Here is a 21,993-nt window from a genome sequence, read left to right as displayed (position 1 = left end):
TTCATGATACACTTTGTCGTATCTAATATTATCGTATATCCTTATATGAGTATATTAATAACGGCAACCAGGATACCCGCACCAACCAAATCTATTGTACTGGTTATCACGGGAATGCCAAAATTATCCGGGTCAAGCCCGTACCGGAAGGATAATCCTGCTGTTGCATAGGCGATAAGATTTACAATCGTTATGACAACAAGCCCTGACACCGTACAGATGCTCATGAGTGCCAAAAGGCCGGGTGAGGATATACCCATCAGCCCTGAAGCTCCCTGAGCAATCAGACCAATCAGGGGAAAGACAAACACTGCATAGAGATATGAACCGCCAAACTGCCCCAGCACCGACCGCTGAGGGTAAACCTTCACATCAATTTCACCCATGTGCATACCGGTTGCAAGCCGGGAACAGAGAATCCCCCCTATAGATCCGCACAGGCCGGTAAAGGGCGGGATAATGATCAGAAATACGGCAAATTCGATGAGCTGCTCGATATCAAGCGTATAAGTTAGCCCTGCAAGTGTTCCGACAAAGGAGAGAATCAGAAGAAGCGGCAGAATTTCCCTGTTTATCTCAAAGACCGGTTCATCAAGATATACTGAATAGACAATACAGGCAGCTGCCACAAGAAGAACCATGATAAAGAGGACATTGAGCACGAGCGGCCCCATTGCAACAAAGAAGAGGGTGGTAAGAACAAGGACCGGCAGGGTGACGATATCCCCGGCGGTTGTCACGGTAGGCGCTGCAATCATATCGAGGTCCAGACCGAAGCGGTAACTGATAAGCACCACAATAAGCGTGATACCCATAACAATGAGCCCGGAGATGATACCCGACACGACAGAGATCACCACATAATCGATGATACTGAGACCCTGAATACCAAAGACAAGGCAGATAACGGAGACAATCAGCCCCAGCCAGAAGCCAATGATGACCGTTGATAAAAACGAAGCCCTCAGATTTGATCCCAGCACAGACTCACGGGAAAATTCCACATCAAATGCCCCAAGGTGCATTGATGATGAAAGCCGGGACGCAAGCACACCTGAGATACTCCCCCGCATGTTAATGGACGGAGGCACCATGACCATGAGTCCCGGCAGAAGATAGATGACATCACTCACTGAACCGAGATAAATGCCGGCTGCGCTCGCGGCAAACGCACAGATAAGAAGAGCAATAAATCCAGTCAGAAATAGCCGGATCCGGCTTGATATCTGCAGCTGCAGTTTCATCACCTTCCCCTGTCATCTCTCATCAGCTCCTAAATGGGATCTCAATCATTTCGAGATCATCAGGTGCTAACACCTGTCCTGCATAGTGTTTCCCTGCATCTTCTATATGAGTTGTTGTATTAGTATATCGAGAACTGATATGAACGAGGGCAAGGCGGGAGGCGTCAATCTGGGCTGCAACCATCCCCGCATCCGCTGCAGTTGAGTGATACACCTCTGATGCACGTTCGGTCTCACTACCGTCAAAGGTGGCATCATGAATCAACAGGTCTGCATCCATACCCCAGCCAAGCCATGAGCGCACATTCGGCCGGGTATCACCGCTGTAAATTACCTTCCTGCCAGACCGCGAAGGCCCGACCACCTGATCTGCAGTCACGACCGTTTCGTGTCCGTCAACTTCGACCGTGACATCCTCCCCGCGCTGGAGTTTTCCAAAAAGGCGCCCTTCCGGCACACCAAGGCGGATTGCCTCCTCACGGTTAAATCTGCCGGGCCGGGAATTCTCTTCAAGGATATACCCCAGCCCCGGAATCCCATGCTGAGCAGAGAACGCCCGAACCTGATAACCGTCAAATGACACCACATCCCCATGATTCAGGGTCCGTGGTTCGATATGAAATCCGGGCGGCTTCTTTGCAAGCGCCAGAATGCCGTTGACAAATCCATCCACCCAGCGGGGCCCGTAGATGACAAGAGGCTCGGTACGGCCCATAAACGAGAGCGTATGAATCAAACCGGGAACCCCCAGATAATGGTCTGCATGCCAGTGGGTGATGAAAATGGCATCGACCGTGAACCCGGTTCGTGCCCGCATCATCTGCTGCTGCGCACCCTCACCACAATCGAAGAGCAGGGTATCTGATCCCCGCCGGATCATAATGCATGCCGGATTCCGGAAGGGGGTGGGAAGCGCCCCCGCTGTTCCGAGGAAGTAGACCTGAAGCGTCTCTCCGGCTATCGGAAACACCTCCGGAAGATTTCTTTGCTCACAGCGGCTTCATCCAGATTGCGTCCTTCCACCACGCAGATACCATGATATGCAGCACTGATTCGGGCACCGGCATCATCCCAGTCAATGGTGCCGGCCCCCAGGGCAAGATGTTCATCCGAACGCCCGTGGTTGTCATGAATATGCAGATGGGTTGCGGTTCCGATTCGTTTCAGATAGGCCCCTACCTGCCCGGTGGTATTCGCATGCCCCAGATCTATCGTTGCATAGATGCCGTCCGCCCCTTCGATCATCCCGTAGTGTTCATCTGCCTGCATGCAGAGGAAATCCGGAATGTTCGGCATGTTTTCAAGACATACGCGGACCCCGCAATCGATACCGGTTGCACCGATTTCCCGGAGGGCCTCCTTGTGGAGGTTCCATACCTTATCCGGCACCAGGCGTCCGTGGGGTGAGACATATCCCGGATGTATCGTCACCACATCCGTTATGTCTGCGGCCTTGGTGACGCAGAGCTGCATCTGGCGGATGGATTCCCGGTAGATAGGATCATTCAGTGACCCGATATTGAGATCCGTGAATGGCGCATGGACACTGACGGAAAGCCCTGTGGTCTCAATAATCTCTGTTACCGCAGCAAACGCCTTCGGGTTGTCCAGCCGGTAATTGCCGTCAGCAGAAATTTCCCAGCCGTCATACCCGCACTCTTCGATGCCATATACCCACTCCGGCGATGACCATACCTTGGAGGATGAGGCGAAATAGAGAGAGAGCGTCATGCAACCTCCTCCAGGCACCGGTGAAGCAGTGCCCGTACCGCGGTCTCATACTCCTCAATACTCCCGTCATTGGTGACGGTCACATCTGCCATCGCAAGGGCGGCTTCCAGCCCCCAGCCGCATTCGCGCTCATCACGGGCGGTCAGCTCTTCAGCTGTGGCGACATCATCCTCTCTGCCACGGCCAAAGATTCGTTCCAGCCGCACCGCAAAGGGGCAGGCAACACCCACCAGATAGAAATCGGAAAAATGCTCTCTGAAAAGAAGCACTTCTGCTTCACTACGTATTCCGTCGATGATTACCACCTCTGCCACGGTCGCCTCCACACGCGGAATGGTAAGCTGTGCAATCGCATCCCGCCCCATCTCTGCACGAAGCTGTGCTGACGCTTCACCCATCGAGATATCTGACATTGTCTGCCCTGATGTGCGGACATATTCCCGGATGGAATCCCCCATCACCACAACAGGGATATCAAGTTCTCCTGCAATACGTGAAAACTCACCTTTTCCGCTTCCGGGAAGGCCGACGACTCCGATTACTCTCATCTGTATATATATCCTCTTTTCAGTATTTTCGCCGGGCCTGAAGAATGTCTGTCAAAACAATCGAATCAGCAATGATGATCTGCCCGTTTTTATAGGTGACTTCACCGTCCTCACGTGTCCGTATCCGGACAGGACGCTGAATTTTGTCTGCAAGGCCCTTCAGCTCATTAAACGACAGGGGCGTAAGTTCACCGGAAACACCCTGGTTCAATACAAAGTCAACATCCGGCACCTCCCGGGAGATATACGCCACATCATCTTCACGGCCCGGGAAGAGGGTGACCACCACCTGAAACTCAGAGAGCGTTCCTTTCTGATATGCCTCACGGCAGAAGGCAAGCGAGCGCTGCACTTTTGCCGTCACCTCAGGTTTCACTTTCAGCAGTTTGGGATAATGTTCCCACCGGGTTTTAAGGTCAAGATGAACAAGGTCGATGAGGGATCGGCTGACAAGCTCCTCCAGAGTTTCGGGAAAGACGCCATTCGTCTGGACACCGACCTTCAGGCCCATCGCACGGCACCCTTCAGCAAGCGCAATTAATGCGTCTTTCTGCATCGTCGGTTCGCCGCCGGAGAAAATAACTCCGGAGATGAGCATCCGGGAGGACTGAATCAGGTCAAGAATCTCCTCTGCAGTGCGAAGATCCGCACCCCCCTGAAGTTCTGGATTATGGCAATAGTGGCAGTGAACCGGACATCCCCGCAGAAATACCGTGCAGACCGACCGCCCTCTCCAGTCAACGGTACTTATCGGAACAAATCCTCCAAAATTAATGTTCAACAGACCACCAGATATCATATATGTTCGGTCCAAACTCACTTGAAGGTTTCAATTCTCTCAATGCCACCGTTCGCCTACCGTGCAGAAACGACACTTAATACCACACGCGCACAAACCCATACTGACTGAACAGCCATGAAGACAGTGGTAGCCCTGACGAATCCGGCAGATATTGATGCGGCAGCCGATTCAGGTGCAGATTATATTGAATTGCGTATCGATCTCTTCCATGGAGAACCGGAAACAATCTGCCGAAGAGACGATGTACCCTTTATTGTAACGCTCAGGAGCAGTGCCGAAGGAGGGATGTTCTCCGGGAGTCCGGCTGAATGGTGGAGCATCGTTGAACCGTGGTGCCGATATGCGGCATACATTGACATCGAACAGCAGTTTTCAGTGTACGCACGCGAGGTCAAAACGCGCGGCCCCGGTGTCATCGCATCCCTCCATCTGGCCGATACGCCGGATACGGAAACACTGCAGGCCTGTGAGAAGAGTCTCCGGGAATATGGGGACATCCCGAAAATAATCACGACCCCCCGTTCCAAAGACGACCTCCTGCGCCTGCTGAGTCTCACAGTTGCTGCTTCAGGCCCAATATGTACCGGGACTATGGGAACAGAGCTGAGATACGGCAGGGTTCTTGCCGGCCTCTTTGGATCAGAGATGGTATATTGCCATTTTGGAGCGCCGACAGCAGTGGGGCAGTACCATATCAAAGAGATGCGGGAGATACTGCACCTGCTTGAATAACCAGCTGATTTCCGGTTCCGGACTTTCAAAATATCTGCACCCTGAGAAGCACACGGAACAAAAACACCATGAACGCAACCAAATCCAATAAAGAAGCACTGCGGGATGCACTGCGTCTGCGCAGACAGGAGATTTCACCGGAACAGTATGCTATCTGCTGTGCAGAGATAGCACGAAAGCTCATAGATGTCCTGAGGCCTTTTAAGACAATCCTTGTTTACTCATCCAAGCCTCCGGAGGTTGACACACGGCCGCTCATTGCCGCACTTCCCGGGGAAGGGAAGCAGGTCATCGTGCCAATAATCCAGACTGCAGCCTCAGACTCTCGTACATCAGGACTGTGGATGTGCTGGTGCCAGGCACCTTCCATGTGCCTGGACCTCTCGGAAATGAGATTCCGGCAAACCCAAAAGAGAGAGAGGTGGCACTGATTCCCCTCCCCGGGTTTGACACGGACGGCAACCGCATCGGGTATGGTGCCGGATATTATGACCGGTTCCTTGCAAAAAACACGCATTTTCCAACGGTTGGTGTCGCTTTTGCACTGCAGGAGTGTGAACATATCCCTCATGAACCAACCGACCAGACGCTGAATGCAGTGGTGACAGAGTCAGGAGCCACCATCTTTTCAGATCACCGCGATTTGCACCATTTACAGAAATAAGACCAGATATAAGGGACATTTTGCCCATATTTTTAGGATCCGACATACCTGCGCCGTGGATACCAGACATTGCCAACGACACAAACATTTTTATATATTCACACACTTACTATTGGTAAATATCACACAGAGGTTATCATTATGACATCATTATCACCCGTAGAAGTTACCGTAAAAGAAGCAGCACATGAAGACGCAGGTCGTGGCATTGCACGCATCAGTACTGACGTAATGAACACGCTCGGATTGCGAAGCGGTGACGTGATTGAAATCTGCGGCCGCGAGAAGGCTGCAGCCATCACCTGGCCGGGATTTCCGGAAGACCGCGGAAGGGCGATCATCCGCATTGACGGAAATATCCGGGGAAATGCCCGGGTTGGAATTGACGAGAAGGTGAAAATTCGGAAGGCCGAGGTGCATGAGGCAAAGAAAGTGGTCATTCAGCCGACACACCCTGTCCGCCTCAGTGGATTTGAACAGTCGTTCGCACGGATTATTGCAGGCCGCCCGGTTGTCGAAGGACAGCAGTTCCGTGTCGCCCTGCTGGGCACCACGCTCACGTTTGTGATAACAAAACTCTCCCCAAAGGGCGTGGGCATCGTCACCCAGAATACAGAAGTGGAGCTAAAAGAGGAACCATACAGTCCAAAAGAAGGAAAGAAGGCAACCGATCTGCCGGACATCCACTATGAGGACATCGGCGGACTCGGACGTGAGCTCGATCAGGTGCGTGAGATGATCGAACTTCCCCTGCGCCATCCGGAGATCTTTGAGCGGCTCGGGATCGAACCGCCCAAGGGTGTGCTTCTCTACGGCCCCCCGGGCACCGGCAAGACCCTGATCGCAAAGGCGGTTGCAAACGAGGTGGATGCACACTTCATCACCCTCTCAGGCCCTGAGATCATGAGCAAGTACTACGGAGAGTCCGAGGGAAAACTCAGGGAGGTCTTCGAGGAGGCACAGGAGAATGCACCGACGATCATCTTCATCGATGAAATCGATTCAATCGCACCAAAGCGCGCAGAGACGAAGGGTGAAGTTGAACAGCGGATCGTTGCCCAGCTCCTTGCACTCATGGACGGGCTCAAGGGCCGCGGCGAGGTCATTGTCATTGCCGCCACCAATCTGCCGGACAATATTGACCCCGCACTCAGGCGAGGCGGCCGGTTTGACCGGGAGATTGAGATTGGCATCCCGGATAAAAAGGGGCGGCTTGAAATATTCCAGGTCCACAGCCGCGGCGTCCCGCTGGATCTTGAATCTGTCACGCTCCCGGAAGATGAGCATCCCGGAAAAGACGACGGGGGAACGAATGAAGAACGCCGAAGAAAGGAATTCCTGAAGCCATTTGCCGCATCCACGCACGGATTTGTCGGTGCAGACATTGCGCTGCTGGTGAAGGAGGCTGCGATGCATGCACTGCGCAAGAGCATGGAAGGCATCCAGATGGATGAGGAGATCCCTCTTGAGATCCTCGACACCCTCCGGGTGACAAAAGGCGACTTTGAGGCAGCGCTCAGCAATGTCGAGCCCTCGGCCATGCGCGAGGTGCTCGTCGAGATACCGGACGTCACCTGGGATGATGTGGGTGGCCTTGAAGACATCAAGGCTGAACTCACTGAAGCGGTTGAATGGCCGCTGAAATACCCTGAGATATTCGAACGGCTGGGCACCCGGCCGCCGGCCGGGATCCTGCTCTTCGGACCGCCAGGCACGGGCAAGACCCTGCTCGCAAAGGCTGTCGCCCATGAAAGCGAGTGCAACTTCATCTCCGTAAAGGGTCCTGAACTCCTCTCGAAGTGGGTTGGCGAATCTGAGAAGGGAATCAGGGACATCTTCCGGAAGGCACGGCAGGCAGCACCGTCAATCATCTTCTTTGATGAGATTGACTCACTGCTTCCCCGGCGGGGCAGTTACGAGGGTTCATCCCACGTCACTGAGAGCGTGGTCAGCCAGATCCTGACCGAACTCGACGGGCTCGAAGAGCTGAACAATGTCACCATACTTGGTGCAACGAACCGGCCGGATATGCTTGACGACGCGATGATGCGCCCGGGCCGGTTTGACCGGATAGTCTATGTGCCCCCGCCCGACAAAGACTCACGCAGGAAAATATTTGCGGTATACCTGGATGAGGATGAATCCGTCCTTGCAGGTGACGTTGACACGGAAGCACTGGTTGAGGCAACAGAAGGGTATGTCGGTGCGGATATCGAGGCACTCATCAGGGAAGCAAAACTCGGTGCAATGCGGGAGTTCATCACTGCGATGGCAAAGAAGAGTGACCTTGAACGCGCCGACGCCCTCACCAATGTGCGCGTCACAAAGAAGCACTTTGAGAATGCGATGAAGAAAGTGAAGGCAACCCTTGACCGGGAAGCCATCGAAAAGAACGAACGGCTTGCATGGAGCATCCTCTACAATGAGGAGGAACGCTCAGTCCTGGAAAAGGCAGGATCTATGCTCACCCGTGCGGGATTCGGCCACCAGGACAATGAGGAGATCCAGAACGTACGGAACACACTCCGAAGCGCCACATTCGGGAAGAAAAAAGATTTCCCAGCAATTAAGGAGCAGACAGAGACTCTTGAACGGCTTCTTGAATCCTGATCCCAGAACAAAAAAAACGTGAATTAAATGGCAGAAGAACCGGACGAGCGGGTGAATCAGTACGCAGAACTGATACGCAGGCTCTTTGAAGAGGCAATGAAGACAGGTGAGATGCTCCCGGGTGAGATCAGTATCATCATCGCTGCAGCAAGTGTACCGACAGATAATGAAACAGAGACTCAGCAAGGCTGGCAGAAACCCGATATACGCGAACCGGTATCAGAACGGTATGAACACAGCGGTATCGTGACAATCACGGCAGATCTTCCGGGCACAGCCCGGGAAGATATACGCTATGCCATTTACGGAAGGGTGCTCTACCTCGCGGCACGTGCAGATAAAGTAATCTACCGCGCGGCATACCCGATTGATGAGGCGGCGCCGGACTCCCTCACTCAGACCTACAAAAACGGCGTAATTGAGTTCACCTACAAAAAAGAAGGGATAAGAAACGAAAAAGAATGACCGAATGAAGACACCCGGATATGAGGCATAACCGCCGAAAAGAGAGGAACGGATAATTACCACTGAAGATATATCACGATGCATGAAGACCCTGCGGCAATACCTTGATGACACTCCATGTGAGGAACCGCTCAAAGACCTCATTGAGCTCATCGCGTACCAGTCCATTCCCATCCGGGATGCATTCATCGACAACCAGACATATGCGGGAACCGAGAACACCTATGGGGAAGAACAGGCAGCCCTCGATAAATGGGCAGACAGTCACCTCATCTCTGTTCTGGGAAAATCCGGTTTTGTAAAGGCAATTGCTTCAGAGGAACAGGCAGACATCGTCAAATTCCCCGATGCATTTGGTGATTATGCGGTCGTAATGGACCCCCTCGACGGATCGTCCCTGATTCAGGTCAATCTCGCAGTCGGCACCATCATCGGCATCTTCCGGGGAGGGGAGGCACTGCAGAAGGGAGAAGACCTTGCGGTTGCCATGTATATGCTCTATGGGCCGATGACGGTTCTCACAATAACGACAGGAAATGGCGTAAACACCTTTGCTTTAAACTCAGAGGGCCTCTTTGTGCTCCTGAAAGAGAACATTCAGATGCCTGAGGGCAAACTCTTCGGAAGCGGCGGCATCCGGAATGAATGGCTCTCGGCCCACCAGGATTTCATCACGCTCTGCGAGCAGAAAGGCGGAAAACTAAGATATTCCGGTTCATTTGTCGCTGATTTCCACCAGATACTGACCTATGGCGGCGTCTACTGCTACCCGGCAGCCCAAGGAAAACCCGAAGGAAAACTCAGGCTGGTCTTTGAAGCAAACCCAATCGGTTTCATTGCAAAACAGGCAGGCGGAGCAATCAGTGACGGGAAACAGGATCTCCTCACCGTCGTGCCGGAGAAGCCGGATCACCGTACACCGATTTACGTGGGGAGCAAAAGCATCATTGAATCAGCAGAATCCTGCATGAAAGGATGCTGATGCCATCTGCTCTTCAGGCAATTCCATCGAATAGCCGGGGCCGCGGATGGGGGGCAGAAGAGAGATTTCTCTCATCCTCCCACACAGTCCAAAGAAAAGTTTAACTATAGTATAACACCACTTAAATGAAGATGGTAAACAGTATTGTCCTCCCGATCAAAAAGGTATTCGCTCTCGTGGATTCTCAGATTACTGTTGAAATAAAGGACGACGAGCGGATGCTTCAGGGGCGGCTTGTCGCAGTGGATGAGCACCTCAATATTCAGATGGACCAGACGAGTGAATATACAAACGGCCAGAGAGGAAGGACGCTTGGGACTGTTGTTATCAGAGGAAGCAACATTCTGACCATTGCACCCGTACTCTGAAAGGCACGTAATATGACAGACCTTGCAGAAAAAGCACTCAGGGAAATCCAGTCACATCCGGAGGGAGTTCTACAGAGTGAACTATGGAAGCTGCTTGAAATCGACAGCAGAAAATGCTCACGGATCATAAAAGCACTCCTTGACGACGGAAAAGTAGAACGGATTGAATACCGGAGAGAAGGACAACGGACCTATCTCCTGAAAGCAAAAAAACCTGCAGTAGACCCGGCGCTTCTGATTGCGGGGGGGGAACTTCTCCCCTGCATCTGCTGTGAAGAAGAATGCGAAGTGCTTGTCTGCCCCTTGCTCCTCGACTGGATGTATCAGCTTGCTATCGAGGAGTACGAAGAAAAATAGAAACTTATTTCCCCTCTTTTTTCTTTGATAACAGTATGCAGAGTGATAACGAGAGTGCAACGTCACAGATGACCGCACACCTCCTGCTTGTGGTAATCACGGTTATTCTCGCGATCATTCTTTTGCTGATGTTTCATATGCCCAATCTTAACTGGGAATACACCGAACCGCCTGTGATCTTTAAAATTGAATCCATCAGCAGTGCGCCCCCAACTTTTGAGAGTCAGGTATTCCTGAGAAATGTGGTGAAAAAAGATTTTCAGAACAAGGAGCTCTCTGCAAAGATATACAGCGATGATGCACTGCTCCCCTGCACCATCCAGACACTCAATACGCATGACTTCATCTCCACGGCTCATTACGGGGTTAAAACCCTCAAAGGGTACGGAGGATCCGGCGAGACATGGAACTACAACCAGATGCTGCGAATCGACCTCTCAGACGGATTTATTCATCCGGGGGACGTCATCAGGGTCGACATAATCAAAACAGCAACCGAAACCGTGATTTCACGGGATTCCATGGAAGTATAATCTTTCCTCAAAAATGAGATTCATATAGATTCAGGTATAAGGTTTGCGGAATGAAGGTAAACCTCAAACGGTATGGACTCTATCTTGTCAGATGGCAGTTATCCACACCAATCCTCGCAGGAGTGGGCATAGTACTCGCATCAATGGGGGCCCTTACGGCGGCAATTGTCGCAAATCTGATTGGTGGCCTCATCTTCTTCTGGGTCGACAGGTTCATCTTCACCTCAGAGACACTGGACGCACAATGGGAAGTAAAGGAGAATATTTGCTGTGTTGACTGTGGAAAAACGACACGGGGATACCGGCTGGTCAGGACACAGACCTATGACCGTTCAGATGATCCGGAACCGGAGTTCAGGTGTGAAGAGTGTTCCATCAAAAAATCTGATGAGCTGAAACGCAAAGGACGTAACCACTAATCTTTTTTGAATATACGTTTCGGATGGCAGTTCTCCTGCGATGATGAAGTCGTAGGGTTCCTGCATCCTCAGAGTGCATATGTGTACCACCGACACCATCTATGCTGTAAAAGGGTAGCGATAGAATCGATATTAGGTTCAGAGACGGACCGCAATGTAATGAGGAGGAAGAGATGGTTAAAAATTTGGTGGCAATTTAGCCATTTTAATCCCGAAAGAACATGCAGAAGACCCTGACCCGATGCAAAAAAATCGGATTCACTGCCGATCCTGAATATGCGATGCAGGAAAAAATAATCGGAGAAATTGGGTTCTTTCTCTGCCTGTGGGAAAAATTATTCAATCACCCTAAACCACGCGTCCCGCAGTCCCACATTATACTGGGCGATGAACATCGCATCGCCAACTTCGACAGCACCGTTCCAGTGGACATCGGTGCGCTCAAAATCATCCGTATTCTTCGCAGGCAGTTCCGTTATTCCTACAACCTCTTTGAGCACACGCAGGGTATCAGCCTGGTTTACCTCGCCGTCATTATTTGCATCGCCGAGAAGAACCCCTGAAGTGACCCTGATGTAGTCGGGCTTCGTAAAGATATCTTCATCCCCGTTAATCGAGAGCAGAACGGAATAGCTGCCGGGTGAGGTAAAGACATGAACCGGGTTTTGTTCGGTCGAGTTTGTGCCGTCACCGAAGTTCCAGAACCATGAGGTGACATTGCCGGTTGAGGTGTCAGTGAACTGTACTGTAAGAGGGATATATCCCTGGAGAGGATCGGCAGTAAAGTTTGCCGCAGGAGGGAGAGTCACTCTGACGGACACTCCTTTCAGAATTGAGAGAAGGTTGTCCTGCCATACAACACCCCAGTTGCATGACGTATTCGTCTGAACCGAAAACTCAGATGCATCCGATGGCAGCATAGATGCAGGTATTTCAGCCTTATTCATTACCCCCAAGTCGGCATTGCCATTGTTCTGACCTTCCCAGACATATGCTATCGGTTTATGCATCACGGCAGTCCCATTGGGAATGATAGCTGTATCAAACCTGAAGTAATACTCTGCTCCGATTACAAGAGCAGATTTGTCAAGTTTCAGGTGATAACTACCGTCTGTCAGAAGAGGCGTTGAAAGAGGTGCATTTGTCATAAACGACGAGTTGATAATTTCAGTTGTCATATTATGGTCTTTTGCTGATGCAAACCCGACAAATACTGACTCAAAATCAAGGTCATCCAATACTAACGTGATATTTGTCTCCTGAATTCCAGGTGCTGTAAATGTTATCTGACTGCAGTTTCGTGTCAATGTATGGGTGAATGATCTAACCTCTGCAAATGAGGTGTCTGCCCGTGTATCAAACGCACTCTGGGGCCCGATTACATAATCTGACGGGAAATTCCACTCTGCATAGGTTGAGTTCCATGTTGCATAATCATCATACTCAACAGAGGTGATATTTGCAACGCCTGCAACATATGTCAGATTTCCGAGGGATACTGTTTCATCCAGATTCTCGGCATGCAGTCTGTATGTCTGGAAGGAAGGATAACTCCCCGGTACAAATGTATCATTCTCAGTTGATGCGGCAAAGTTACGGTTCAGATCAAACCGTGCCTCTGGTACAGGTGCGGAAATGGTTATCAGATTTACCTCTGTTATGGTGTCCGAACCGCCTGCATTGGAGACATTCAGACTCACATTGAAAGTGCCTTCCATCGTGTAGAGATGCGAGGGGTTCTGAACGGTTGATGTGTTCCCGTCACCAAAGTTCCATACCCATGATGCCGGATTTCCTGTAGACATGTCGGTGAACTGCACTGCGAGGGGAGCAGAACCGCTTGTGACATTAGCAATAAAGGCGGCAACAGGAGGGGTGGCGGGGGTGTATGATCTGAACACCTGTATCCTGTTATTGTATTCATCCGCTGCATAGACAAGGCCGTCACCATTGACTGCAACACCGAGCAGCCCTGAAAACTCACCATCACCGGGGCCCGGGCCCCCCCATGAGGTGATGAAGATACCATTGCCGGTAAACTTCCGGATATCAGAGGATGCCGTATAGAGATCAAAGGATGTCACATAGACATTGCCTGCATCGTCCGTTGTGATACAGGAAGGAGAGAGGAGCTGCCTGACTCCCGTGTCATCTGATGCCCATGTGTCAATGAATGTGCCGTTTGAATCAAATTTCTGAATCCGGCTGCCATATTCGTCTGTCACATAAACATTGCCGAAAGGATCTGTCGCGACACCCTGCGGATCCATGAACTCCCCGTCGCCGGTGCCATACGATCCCCATTTCGTGATGAAGGTCCCGTTGGAATCGAACTTCTGTACCCGCGCAATGGTGTATTCTTCAGCATCCGCCACATAGATGAATCCGTCCTCATCCGCAGCGATGCCACGCAGACCACTGAACTGCCCATCGCCATAGCCAATCGCCCCTCCCCATTTCGTGATGAAGGTGCCGTTGGCATCGAACTTCTGGATACGGTTATTGCCTGAGTCTGCCACATAGACAAAACCTTCACCATCGATAGCGACTCCTTTCGGGAAGGAGAAGTTTCCATTCGCTTCGATCACGGGAAGCTCACCGGGTAAAGATGGTGATTCCTCGTGGCCCCATGTTGTGATAAAGGTGCCATTGGCATCGAACTTCTGGATGCGGTGATTGTTGGTATCTGCCACATAGACATTGCCGGCATCATCAATCGCGACACCCTCAGGGTATGAGAACTCGCTTCCAGCAGGCGGCTCAGAGCCCCATGCGGTGATGAAGGTGCCATTCGTATCGAACTTCTGGACGCGGTTATTATAGTGGTCGGTTACATAGACGTAGCCTTCTGCATCAACAACGATGCCACGCGGCTGTTCAAACTCTCCGTCCCCGGTGCCCCGCAGGCCCCACGCGGCAAGGAATGTGCCGGTGCTGGTGAATGCCTGGATGCGATTATTGCCAGAATCAGCCACGTAGATGTTGCTGTCTGCATCCACTGCGATGCCTGTCGGAGAACGGAGTTGCCCGAGTCCTGCGCCATATGAACCCCATGCGGCAATGAAGGTGCCGGAACTGTCGAATGTCTGGATCCGGGAATTAATGGAGTCTGTCACATAGATGTTGCCGGCACCGTCTACTGCAACGCTATCTGGTCCCAGCCCGAATTGTCCGTCGCCAGAGCCCTGAGAGAATACAAATTTTGTGATGAAAGTGCCGGAACTATCAAACTTCTGGATACGGTTATTCCAGTAATCTGATACATAGAGGTAGCCGGCACTGTCCACGGTGATACCACGCGGATCAGAAAACTCCCCGTCGCCGGAGCCATACGATCCCCATTTCGTGATGAAGGTGCCGTTTGAATCAAACTTCTGGATCCGATTATTATAGCGGTCTGCCACATAGACGTTGCCGGCAGTATCCATCGCAACGCCATACGGTCCATTCTCAGAATAAGAATCATAGTCGCATCCAAACTCCCCGTCGCCGGAGCCCGGAGAACCCCATGTGGTGCTAAAGGTACCGTTACTGTCAAATTTCTGGATCCGGAGATTATTGGCGTCTGCCACATAGACGTTGCCGGCAGCGTCCACCCCAATGCCCATTGGACCGAGGAGCCGACCATCGCCATATAATCCCCATTTCATGACGAATTCGTAGTCTTCTGCCGGAGGACTCACTGTTATGCAGTCATTCTTTGTTTTGGTGTCGCTTCCAACTTCATTTGTTGCTGTTAACGAGACGGTGTAGAAGCCGGGTATCGTATACGTCTTTGTCGGGTTCTGTTCAGTAGAGGTAGTACCATCCCCAAAGGCCCAGTTCCATTCCGTAGGTTCTCCGGATGATTCATCGGTGAACGAAACAGTCAGCGGGGCTGTACCAGCGGTTGGCAGAGCAGTGAAGTTCGCGATTGGCATTCCTTCGGGAATGGGTGCGAATACCTGGATGCGGTGATTCCGTGCATCTGTTACATAGACGTTGCCGGCGCTGTCCACCAGGGTATCCCATGGCTCGTTAAACTCCCCGACGCCTGTGCCATACGAACCAAATTCTGTCAGGAAGGTTCCGTTGGTATCAAATATCTGTATGCGATGGTTCAGGGAATCTGCCACAAAGACATTCCCCCTCGAATCCACCGCAACACCCCTTGGTACATTGAACTGTCCGTCGCCTGAGCCTGCAGTTCCCCATTTCGTAATGAACGTGCCGGTACTGGTGAATTTCTGGATGTTGTTATTCACTGCATCAGATACGAAGACGTTGCCGTCTGCATCCACTGCAATACCATGGGGGCGGTCAAACTCGCCGTCATCGGTGCCATACGATCCCCATGTGGCGATGAAGGTGCCGTTTGAATCAAACTTCTGGACGCGTTGATTCGCATTATCTGCTACATAGACGTAGCCTTCTGCATCAATGGCGATGCCCTGTGGAAAGTCAAACTGTCCGTCACCAGTGCCATATGATCCCCATTTGGTGATGAAAGTGCCAGTGCTATTGAACTTCTGGATGCGGCAATTCCAGGTATCTGTCACATAGACGTTGCTGTCAGAATCCACTGCAATGCCATGTGGCATGTTGAACTCCCCATCTCCGGAATATCCGGAAGAGCCCCATGTGGTGATGAAGGAACCCGTGCTATTGAACTTCTGGATGCGGTCATTGCCGGAATCCACCACATATATGTTACCGGCAGTGTCTCTGACGATACCATCTGGATACGTAAACTCTCCGTCAGCTGTGCCTCTGGACCCCCACTCTGAGATGAATCTGAAGTCTGCCGGTGTGGGAACATCGGTGGCGTTTACGTAATTCACCTTTGTGACGGTACTGCTCCCCTGTGCATTCGTTGCATTGAGTGAGACGGTGTAGGTTCCAATAGTTGTGTAGGTCTTCAGTGGATTCTGGTCGGTTGAATTGGTTCCGTCACCAAACTCCCAGAACCACTCTGTCGGCTCTCTTGTTGAGAGATCGGTAAACTGCACGGTAAGAGGGGCGATTCCTGTTTTGGGTGTCCCGGAGAAGTTGGCAGCCGGTGGCGCCGGTTCATCAGTGACCGTTATGTAATTCTCCCGTGTTTTCGTGCTGCTGCCGTCGGCATTTGTTGCATTGAGTGAGACGGTGTAGGTGCCCGCAGTTGTGTAGGTCTTCAGCGGGTTCTGGTCGGTTGAATTGGTTCCGTCACCAAACTCCCAGAGCCACTGTGCCGGCCCACCGGTTGAGAGATCGGTAAACTGCACGGAAAGAGGAGTTGTTCCATTGACAGGCGCCCCCGTGAAGTCGGCAACCGGTGGTACCGGATCATCAGTGACCGTTATGTAATTCTCCCGTGTTTTCGTGCTGCTGCCGTCGGCATTTGTTGCGTTGAGAGAGACGGTGTAGGTGCCCAAAGTTGTGTAGGTCTTCTGCGGGTGCTGGTCGGTTGAATTGGTTCCGTCACCAAACTGCCAGAACCATTCTGTCGGCTCTCCCGTCGAGAGATCAGTGAACTGAACGGTAAGAGGGACTCTTCCGATGGTGGGAGTCCCGGTGAAGTTGGCAACAGGTGATATAGGGATATCAATTACCGATATGAAATCCGTTTTTGTTTCCGTACTACTGCCGTCGGCATTTGTTGCATTGAGTGATACGGTGTAGATGCCCGCAGTTGTGTAGATCTTTTGCGGGTTCTGGTCGGTCGAATTCGTTCCGTCACCAAACTCCCAGAACCACTCAGTCGGTCCTTCCGTCGAAAGATCGGTGAACTGAACGGTCAGTGGTGCGGTTCCATTGGTCGGTGTACCGGTGAAGTTGGCAACCGGTGGTGTCGGGGTGTCGGTGGCTGTTATGTAATCTGCCTTAGTAGCAATACTGCTCCCGTCGACATTCGTTGCATTGAGTGAGACGGTGAAGGTACCATGGGTTGTGTAGGTCTTCTCCGGATTTTGCTCAGTTGACGTCGTTCCATCACCAAACTGCCAGAACCATTCCGTAGGACCACCGGCAGAGGTGTCAGTGAACTGAACGGCAAGGGGAATTCTGCCGGATGTGGGAGTTCCAATAAAGTCAGATACAGGGATTACCGGGAAATTGGTGACGTTAATATAGGATTCCCGTGTGGAACTGTTACTTCCGGCATCATTGGTTGCATTGAGTGATATAGTGTATAAACCGGGTATCTCATAGGTTTTGGTCGGATGCTGAAGTGTTGAGGTGTTCCCATCCCCAAAGTCCCAGAACCATTGTGTGGCATTCCCGGCCGAGGTGTCGTTGAACTGGACGGTCAGCGGAGCAGAGCCAACAGTGGGATACCCGGTAAAACTGGTGACAGGTGGTGGCTGGGTTACGCTGATGTGACCACTATATACACTTATATTACTCAGATTGTCACGGCCGACCCATAATGACACAAGATACCAATCAGGTATCATGAAAGTGTAGTTCGGGTTCTGCTCGTCAGTTGTGTACGACCATTCGGGATCATCATAGCGTGCCAGACTCCACTCCCATGTGTCGGGGGGTGCAAGACCACCGGTTGAGGTGTCAGTGAACTGTACGGTAAGGGGTGCAACACCCTCGGTGGTGTTCATGGTGAAGTTCGCTTTGACCCAGTCAAGGACGGTTATGTAACCATTTTTCGTTGTTGTGTTACTACTGACTGCGTTCTCTATAGAAAGTGACACATTGTAGACACCAGGTACGGTATAGATGGAGAATGGATGCTGTTCAACAGAGGAATTCCCATCCCCAAAATCCCAGATCCATGAAGTGGGCGACCCCCGGGATGTATCGGTAAAGTTCACCCGCAGAGGGAAATTCCCTTCTGTTGGCTCTCCGGTGAAGTTGGCAAACGGAAGCGATGAGAACATTTGGATGCGGTGATAATCTCTCTGCGCCTCACCGTCTGCCACATAGACATATCCCCCGCTATCCACTGCAACGCCCTTTGGATACTGAAACTCCCCGTCTCCTGAGCCCCGGTATCCCCATTTGGTGATGAATGTGCCGTTTGAATCAAATTTCTGGACACGGTACAGCAGGCCGGTTCCGGTATTCCATTGCCCTTCAGCAACGAAGAGATTGCCCTGATCATCTGTCGCAGCACCGCTTGGTGGGTAGGTAAACTGGCCGTTGCCCATGCCTTCTGAACCCCATTTGGTGATGAAGGTGCCGTTTGAATCAAACTTCTGGATTCGATAATTCTCGTCACCAACATACACACTGTCATTCGTACCTATTGCAATGGCAAGGGGGAATCTGAACTGTCCGTCACCCGAACCTTGCGACCCCCATGTAGTGATATAGGTGCCATCTGCATCGAACTTCTGGACACGATGATTGACGGTATCTGCCACATAGATATTGCTGGCATTGTCCACCGCAATACCTCCCGGGCTGTTAAACTGGCCTTCACCTGATCCCTGGGTACCCCATCTGGTGATATAGGTGCCATCTGCATCGAACTTCTGGACGCGGTTATTGGTCTGTTCGACGACATAGACATTGCCTTCGCCATCCACCGCGACGCCCTTGGGATACGAGAATTGACCGGCGCCATCGCCGAGGGTACCCCATTTTGTGATAAAATCACCGGTGTTGCTGAATTTCTGCATCCGGTTGTTGCCCGGATCCGTCACATAGACGTTGCCTTCAACGTCCACCGCAATTCCCTCCGGCCTGATAAACTGCCCGTCACCATAGCCGTATGAGCCCCATTTTGTGACAAATTCATATGATTCAGCGGCCTGCACCCCGGCTATGATACAGGTGCAGAGGATAAGCACTGTAAAGATTTTTACCATTGATCTCTGTCTCGTCATAATCGATTACCTCTCTGAAATAGTGTTAGAAGATGTATGTTCGGACCGGACCGAACCGGATGAAGTATATTAAATATATTTTATCAATGTATATCAAAATTTATAATTTTGTATTCCCTGTGGAAAAGGCGACAATCTTATCTCTGTGAGTACAATAGCTAAAAAACAAGGAATAAGACTCTCAGTGCATCTTAAAACAAATCAGAGGCCGTAAATCATTCCTAAAAAATGTATGCAATCCAATTATCCTGCATATGTGTTAGCCACTCTGCCATCACCATTGAAGTCTGTCTTCGGATTAGGATCTACAAGCAATGCGATATCCGGAAATAATGATCTTCATCTTCAGGTGAAAAAAAGGATTCAGGGGACAGAATCCACAATGTTGAGATGATCAAATGCCTCTGCGCCCGCTGCCCGATATTGCTGTTTGGATCGAACAGGGCTTTGATCAGTGTGGACACCACATCTCCCTCTGCCATCCGGGTGCTCGAACCGCATCCATGCATTTTACGCAATCACGTCAGGGAAAAGATCGATCGAGATCGGAACGTCGTCATACCGGGTCAGAAACAATTTGGGGGAGATCTTCAGATCCATTCGTCTACCATATTACTGCGAGATAATCCGCATCTCAGGACCTTCAAGACTATAACAGAGTGGCGACAAACTCCATATACAATGCTTATCGACCGCAGTCAGGTCTGTATCTTTATTCCGACCCTCAACGAAGAGCCGACAATCGGAGAGCTCATATCCCGGTTCCGGGAACGGGGATATTCACATATTTTTGTCATGGACGGGAACAGTACGGACAGGACTGCGGAGCTTGCAGAAAAAGCCGGTGCTGAAGTGGTGCTCCAGAAATCACGCGGCAAGGGCAATGCAATCATCGAGAGCATTGAACACTTTCGGTTTCCGTATATTCTGATGCTGGACGGGGACCTGACCTATCTGCCGGAAGATGCGGAACTGATGCTCGAACCCCTCTTTTCCGGTTGTGACCATGTCATCGGAAACCGGCTTGAGTTCCCGGAGAAAGGTGCGCTGTCACACCTCAATCTCTTTGGCAATAAGGTAATCAATGACCTCTTCCGCATGGCCCATGGCCGTTATCTGGCCGACATCCTGTCCGGATACCGCGCATTTACGCTGGAAAGCATCCGCCAGATGCATCTCCGGGAAGAGGGATTCGGAATAGAAACAGAGATCTCGTCTGAGTCCATCCGAAACCAGCAGAAGATACACGTAGTCCCTGTCCATTATGTGAAACGGCCGGGGACAGCCACAAAACTCCGCCCCTTCCATGACGGAGCAAAAATAATATCAACTCTCTACCGTCTTGCAAAGCGCAGCAACCCGATGTTTTATTTCGGAATGATCGGCGGTGTCATCACCATTCTGGGTGCGCTGACCGGCGTGTATGTGGTCTATGAATGGCTGAATGGTATCGAGCACCTGCCGTTGACCATCCTCACCGCCCTTCTTGTCATGGGGGGCATCCAGGTCTTTATGTTTGGTATCCTGAGTGACATTATGCTTTCAAACCAGCAGGAGCTCAGGAGAGAGATTCAGAGCCTTAAAAGTCAGAAGCCGCCGAAATAGAGAGTATCCGTGCAGCATGCTCAGCAACAGCCGTCAGGATATACGCGTCGACAAGTGTTTCTGCCCGTGCAAAGGTCCCGTGGCCCCGCGCAATGACGAGAGGGGAGGAGACAAGTGCGGCCCCGATATTCTCTGCAAGCGTCTCTGTGCCCGGTTCACCGTCAACAACCGGTATCTCCGGCAGGAGCATCTTACCCTCACTGTCAACCGGAACAATGGTCGGACAGGAGAGCGATAATGCCACAGCGTACGGTGGATGGGCATGGACAATCGCCCCCGCATCCGTCCTCCGGTAGACCTGGAGATGGACACGGTATTCGCTGGATGCACCAGCCTCAGGCACACCTTCATCTGAGACAAATACCGGCCGTGCGGGGACATCCAGAAACGAACCTGTCGGGGTAATTTCAAACCCGCCTTCCACACGCCTGCTCATATTGCCGAAGACCGACGTCACCAGCCCTTCCTGGTGAAGCCGCGTTCCGACATTCAGAAACTCGATATCATGCATTCTTCACACCTTTTTTTAAGACAATACTGTTTTGCATATTCAACAAACCAGGCATGGCAGTGCCGATGCACCTGGTGTTCTTCGGGCAGCAGGCGCTGGAAGAGCTCCTGCAGATCAGACCCTTTCAGGGAGATGCCGGCACACGCACAAATCCGGTGGGTGTAGGCATCAATGACAAAAACAGGACGGCTGAATCCGTAACAGAGAATACTATCCGCAGTTTCCGGACCGACCCCTTTTATCGCAAGAAAAAAGGCGCGCAGACGAAGAGTCGGATAGCCCGCGAGATGGTTCATCCCGCCGCAGGAGAGAACAGTAGATGCCAGGCATTTCAGCCGCTCACGCTTTATCCGGTAAAACCCGGTCGGAAAAATCGCTTCCTCTACCGCACGATCAGAGGCCTCGTGTATTCCCCGAAGAGAACAGATGCCAGCCTCCTGCAGCCGTTTTAGGGCAGTCTCAACATTCTCCCACCGGGTCTGCTGGGTCAACACAGCACCAATAAGCACCTCTTCAGGCCCACCCGGCCACCACTCAATTTCACCATATAACCCCTGAAAAAGGGTTATAATTCGTTCTGCCTTCTTCTCTTCCGGAATCATACCGACCCGTTCTGTCAG

18 protein-coding genes are annotated in these 21,993 nt (G+C 51.5%); 10 read left to right on the top strand and 8 right to left on the bottom strand.

Annotated elements, in window-relative coordinates; genetic code table 11:
* Positions 1–41: 41 nt before the first annotated feature.
* From L1S32_RS01825 to L1S32_RS01805, 5 genes are read right to left on the bottom strand one after another with little or no spacing between them, the layout of a single operon-like run.
* On the bottom strand, positions 42–1,244 hold the full coding sequence (locus tag L1S32_RS01825) for a magnesium transporter (protein ID WP_278155676.1): 1,203 nt from the start codon (positions 1,242–1,244) through the stop codon (positions 42–44).
* 22 nt (positions 1,245–1,266) lie between these two features.
* On the bottom strand, positions 1,267–2,214 hold the full coding sequence (locus L1S32_RS01820; protein WP_278155675.1) for a ribonuclease Z: 948 nt from the start codon (positions 2,212–2,214) through the stop codon (positions 1,267–1,269).
* Complete coding sequence (locus L1S32_RS01815) at positions 2,202–2,975, bottom strand: sugar phosphate isomerase/epimerase (protein ID WP_278155674.1); 774 nt, start codon at positions 2,973–2,975, stop codon at positions 2,202–2,204. The genes L1S32_RS01820 and L1S32_RS01815 overlap by 13 nt, the downstream gene beginning before the upstream one ends.
* Positions 2,972–3,523, bottom strand: a complete 552-nt coding sequence (locus L1S32_RS01810) for an AAA family ATPase (RefSeq protein WP_278155673.1) — start codon at positions 3,521–3,523, stop codon at positions 2,972–2,974. The genes L1S32_RS01815 and L1S32_RS01810 overlap by 4 nt, the downstream gene beginning before the upstream one ends.
* Before the next feature lie 19 nt (positions 3,524–3,542).
* Entirely contained in the window at positions 3,543–4,304 is a 762-nt protein-coding gene (locus tag L1S32_RS01805) for an anaerobic ribonucleoside-triphosphate reductase activating protein (protein ID WP_278155672.1), read from the bottom strand.
* Positions 4,305–4,439: 135 nt separating this feature from the next.
* On the opposite strand from L1S32_RS01805, the gene L1S32_RS01800 reads away from it, so the two are divergent.
* From L1S32_RS01800 to L1S32_RS01760, 9 genes are all read left to right on the top strand, one after another.
* Positions 4,440–5,057, top strand: a complete 618-nt coding sequence (locus L1S32_RS01800) for a type I 3-dehydroquinate dehydratase (protein WP_278155671.1) — start codon at positions 4,440–4,442, stop codon at positions 5,055–5,057.
* A gap of 370 nt (positions 5,058–5,427) precedes the next feature.
* Positions 5,428–5,721 (top strand): 5-formyltetrahydrofolate cyclo-ligase, encoded by a 294-nt coding sequence (locus L1S32_RS01795; RefSeq protein ID WP_278155670.1) that lies wholly within the window; start codon positions 5,428–5,430, stop codon positions 5,719–5,721.
* A 141-nt stretch (positions 5,722–5,862) separates the two neighbouring features.
* Positions 5,863–8,331: a CDC48 family AAA ATPase gene (locus L1S32_RS01790; RefSeq protein WP_278155669.1), complete on the top strand. Its 2,469-nt coding sequence runs from the start codon at positions 5,863–5,865 to the stop codon at positions 8,329–8,331.
* Positions 8,332–8,358: 27 nt separating this feature from the next.
* Positions 8,359–8,796, top strand: coding sequence for an Hsp20/alpha crystallin family protein (locus L1S32_RS01785; protein ID WP_278155668.1), 438 nt, complete (start codon positions 8,359–8,361; stop codon positions 8,794–8,796).
* Between the two features lie 82 nt (positions 8,797–8,878).
* A complete protein-coding gene (locus L1S32_RS01780) occupies positions 8,879–9,778 on the top strand; it encodes a class 1 fructose-bisphosphatase (RefSeq protein WP_278155667.1) in 900 nt (299 codons plus the stop codon).
* A gap of 131 nt (positions 9,779–9,909) precedes the next feature.
* Positions 9,910–10,146, top strand: coding sequence for an LSM domain-containing protein (locus tag L1S32_RS01775; protein ID WP_278155666.1), 237 nt, complete (start codon positions 9,910–9,912; stop codon positions 10,144–10,146).
* A gap of 12 nt (positions 10,147–10,158) precedes the next feature.
* Complete coding sequence (locus L1S32_RS01770) at positions 10,159–10,503, top strand: Lrp/AsnC family transcriptional regulator (protein ID WP_278155665.1); 345 nt, start codon at positions 10,159–10,161, stop codon at positions 10,501–10,503.
* 35 nt (positions 10,504–10,538) lie between these two features.
* Positions 10,539–11,036, top strand: a complete 498-nt coding sequence (locus L1S32_RS01765) for a hypothetical protein (RefSeq protein ID WP_278155664.1) — start codon at positions 10,539–10,541, stop codon at positions 11,034–11,036.
* Positions 11,037–11,086: 50 nt separating this feature from the next.
* Positions 11,087–11,455: a hypothetical protein gene (locus L1S32_RS01760; RefSeq protein WP_278155663.1), complete on the top strand. Its 369-nt coding sequence runs from the start codon at positions 11,087–11,089 to the stop codon at positions 11,453–11,455.
* 335 nt (positions 11,456–11,790) lie between these two features.
* Here the strand turns inward: L1S32_RS01760 and L1S32_RS01755 are convergent, their stop codons facing one another.
* Complete coding sequence (locus L1S32_RS01755; protein ID WP_278155662.1) at positions 11,791–19,239, bottom strand: PKD domain-containing protein; 7,449 nt, start codon at positions 19,237–19,239, stop codon at positions 11,791–11,793.
* A gap of 699 nt (positions 19,240–19,938) precedes the next feature.
* Between L1S32_RS01755 and aglJ the strand changes: the two genes are divergently transcribed.
* Complete coding sequence (gene aglJ / locus L1S32_RS01750) at positions 19,939–20,862, top strand: S-layer glycoprotein N-glycosyltransferase AglJ (protein ID WP_278155661.1); 924 nt, start codon at positions 19,939–19,941, stop codon at positions 20,860–20,862.
* On the opposite strand, the gene L1S32_RS01745 is transcribed toward aglJ, so the two are convergent.
* Both L1S32_RS01745 and L1S32_RS01740 read right to left on the bottom strand, forming a co-directional pair.
* Positions 20,837–21,373, bottom strand: a complete 537-nt coding sequence (locus L1S32_RS01745; RefSeq protein ID WP_278155660.1) for a class II aldolase/adducin family protein — start codon at positions 21,371–21,373, stop codon at positions 20,837–20,839. The genes aglJ and L1S32_RS01745 overlap by 26 nt on opposite strands.
* The gene (locus L1S32_RS01740) at positions 21,352–21,975 is read right to left on the bottom strand and encodes a Fe-S cluster assembly protein HesB (protein WP_278155659.1); all 624 of its coding nucleotides are present in this window, start codon (positions 21,973–21,975) and stop codon (positions 21,352–21,354) included. The genes L1S32_RS01745 and L1S32_RS01740 overlap by 22 nt, the downstream gene beginning before the upstream one ends.
* Between the last annotated feature and the right edge of the window lie 18 nt (positions 21,976–21,993).

This window comes from Methanogenium sp. S4BF, from assembly GCF_029633965.1.
Classification (GTDB): domain Archaea; phylum Halobacteriota; class Methanomicrobia; order Methanomicrobiales; family Methanomicrobiaceae; genus Methanogenium.
This window is presented reverse-complemented; position numbering and strand designations above follow the sequence as displayed.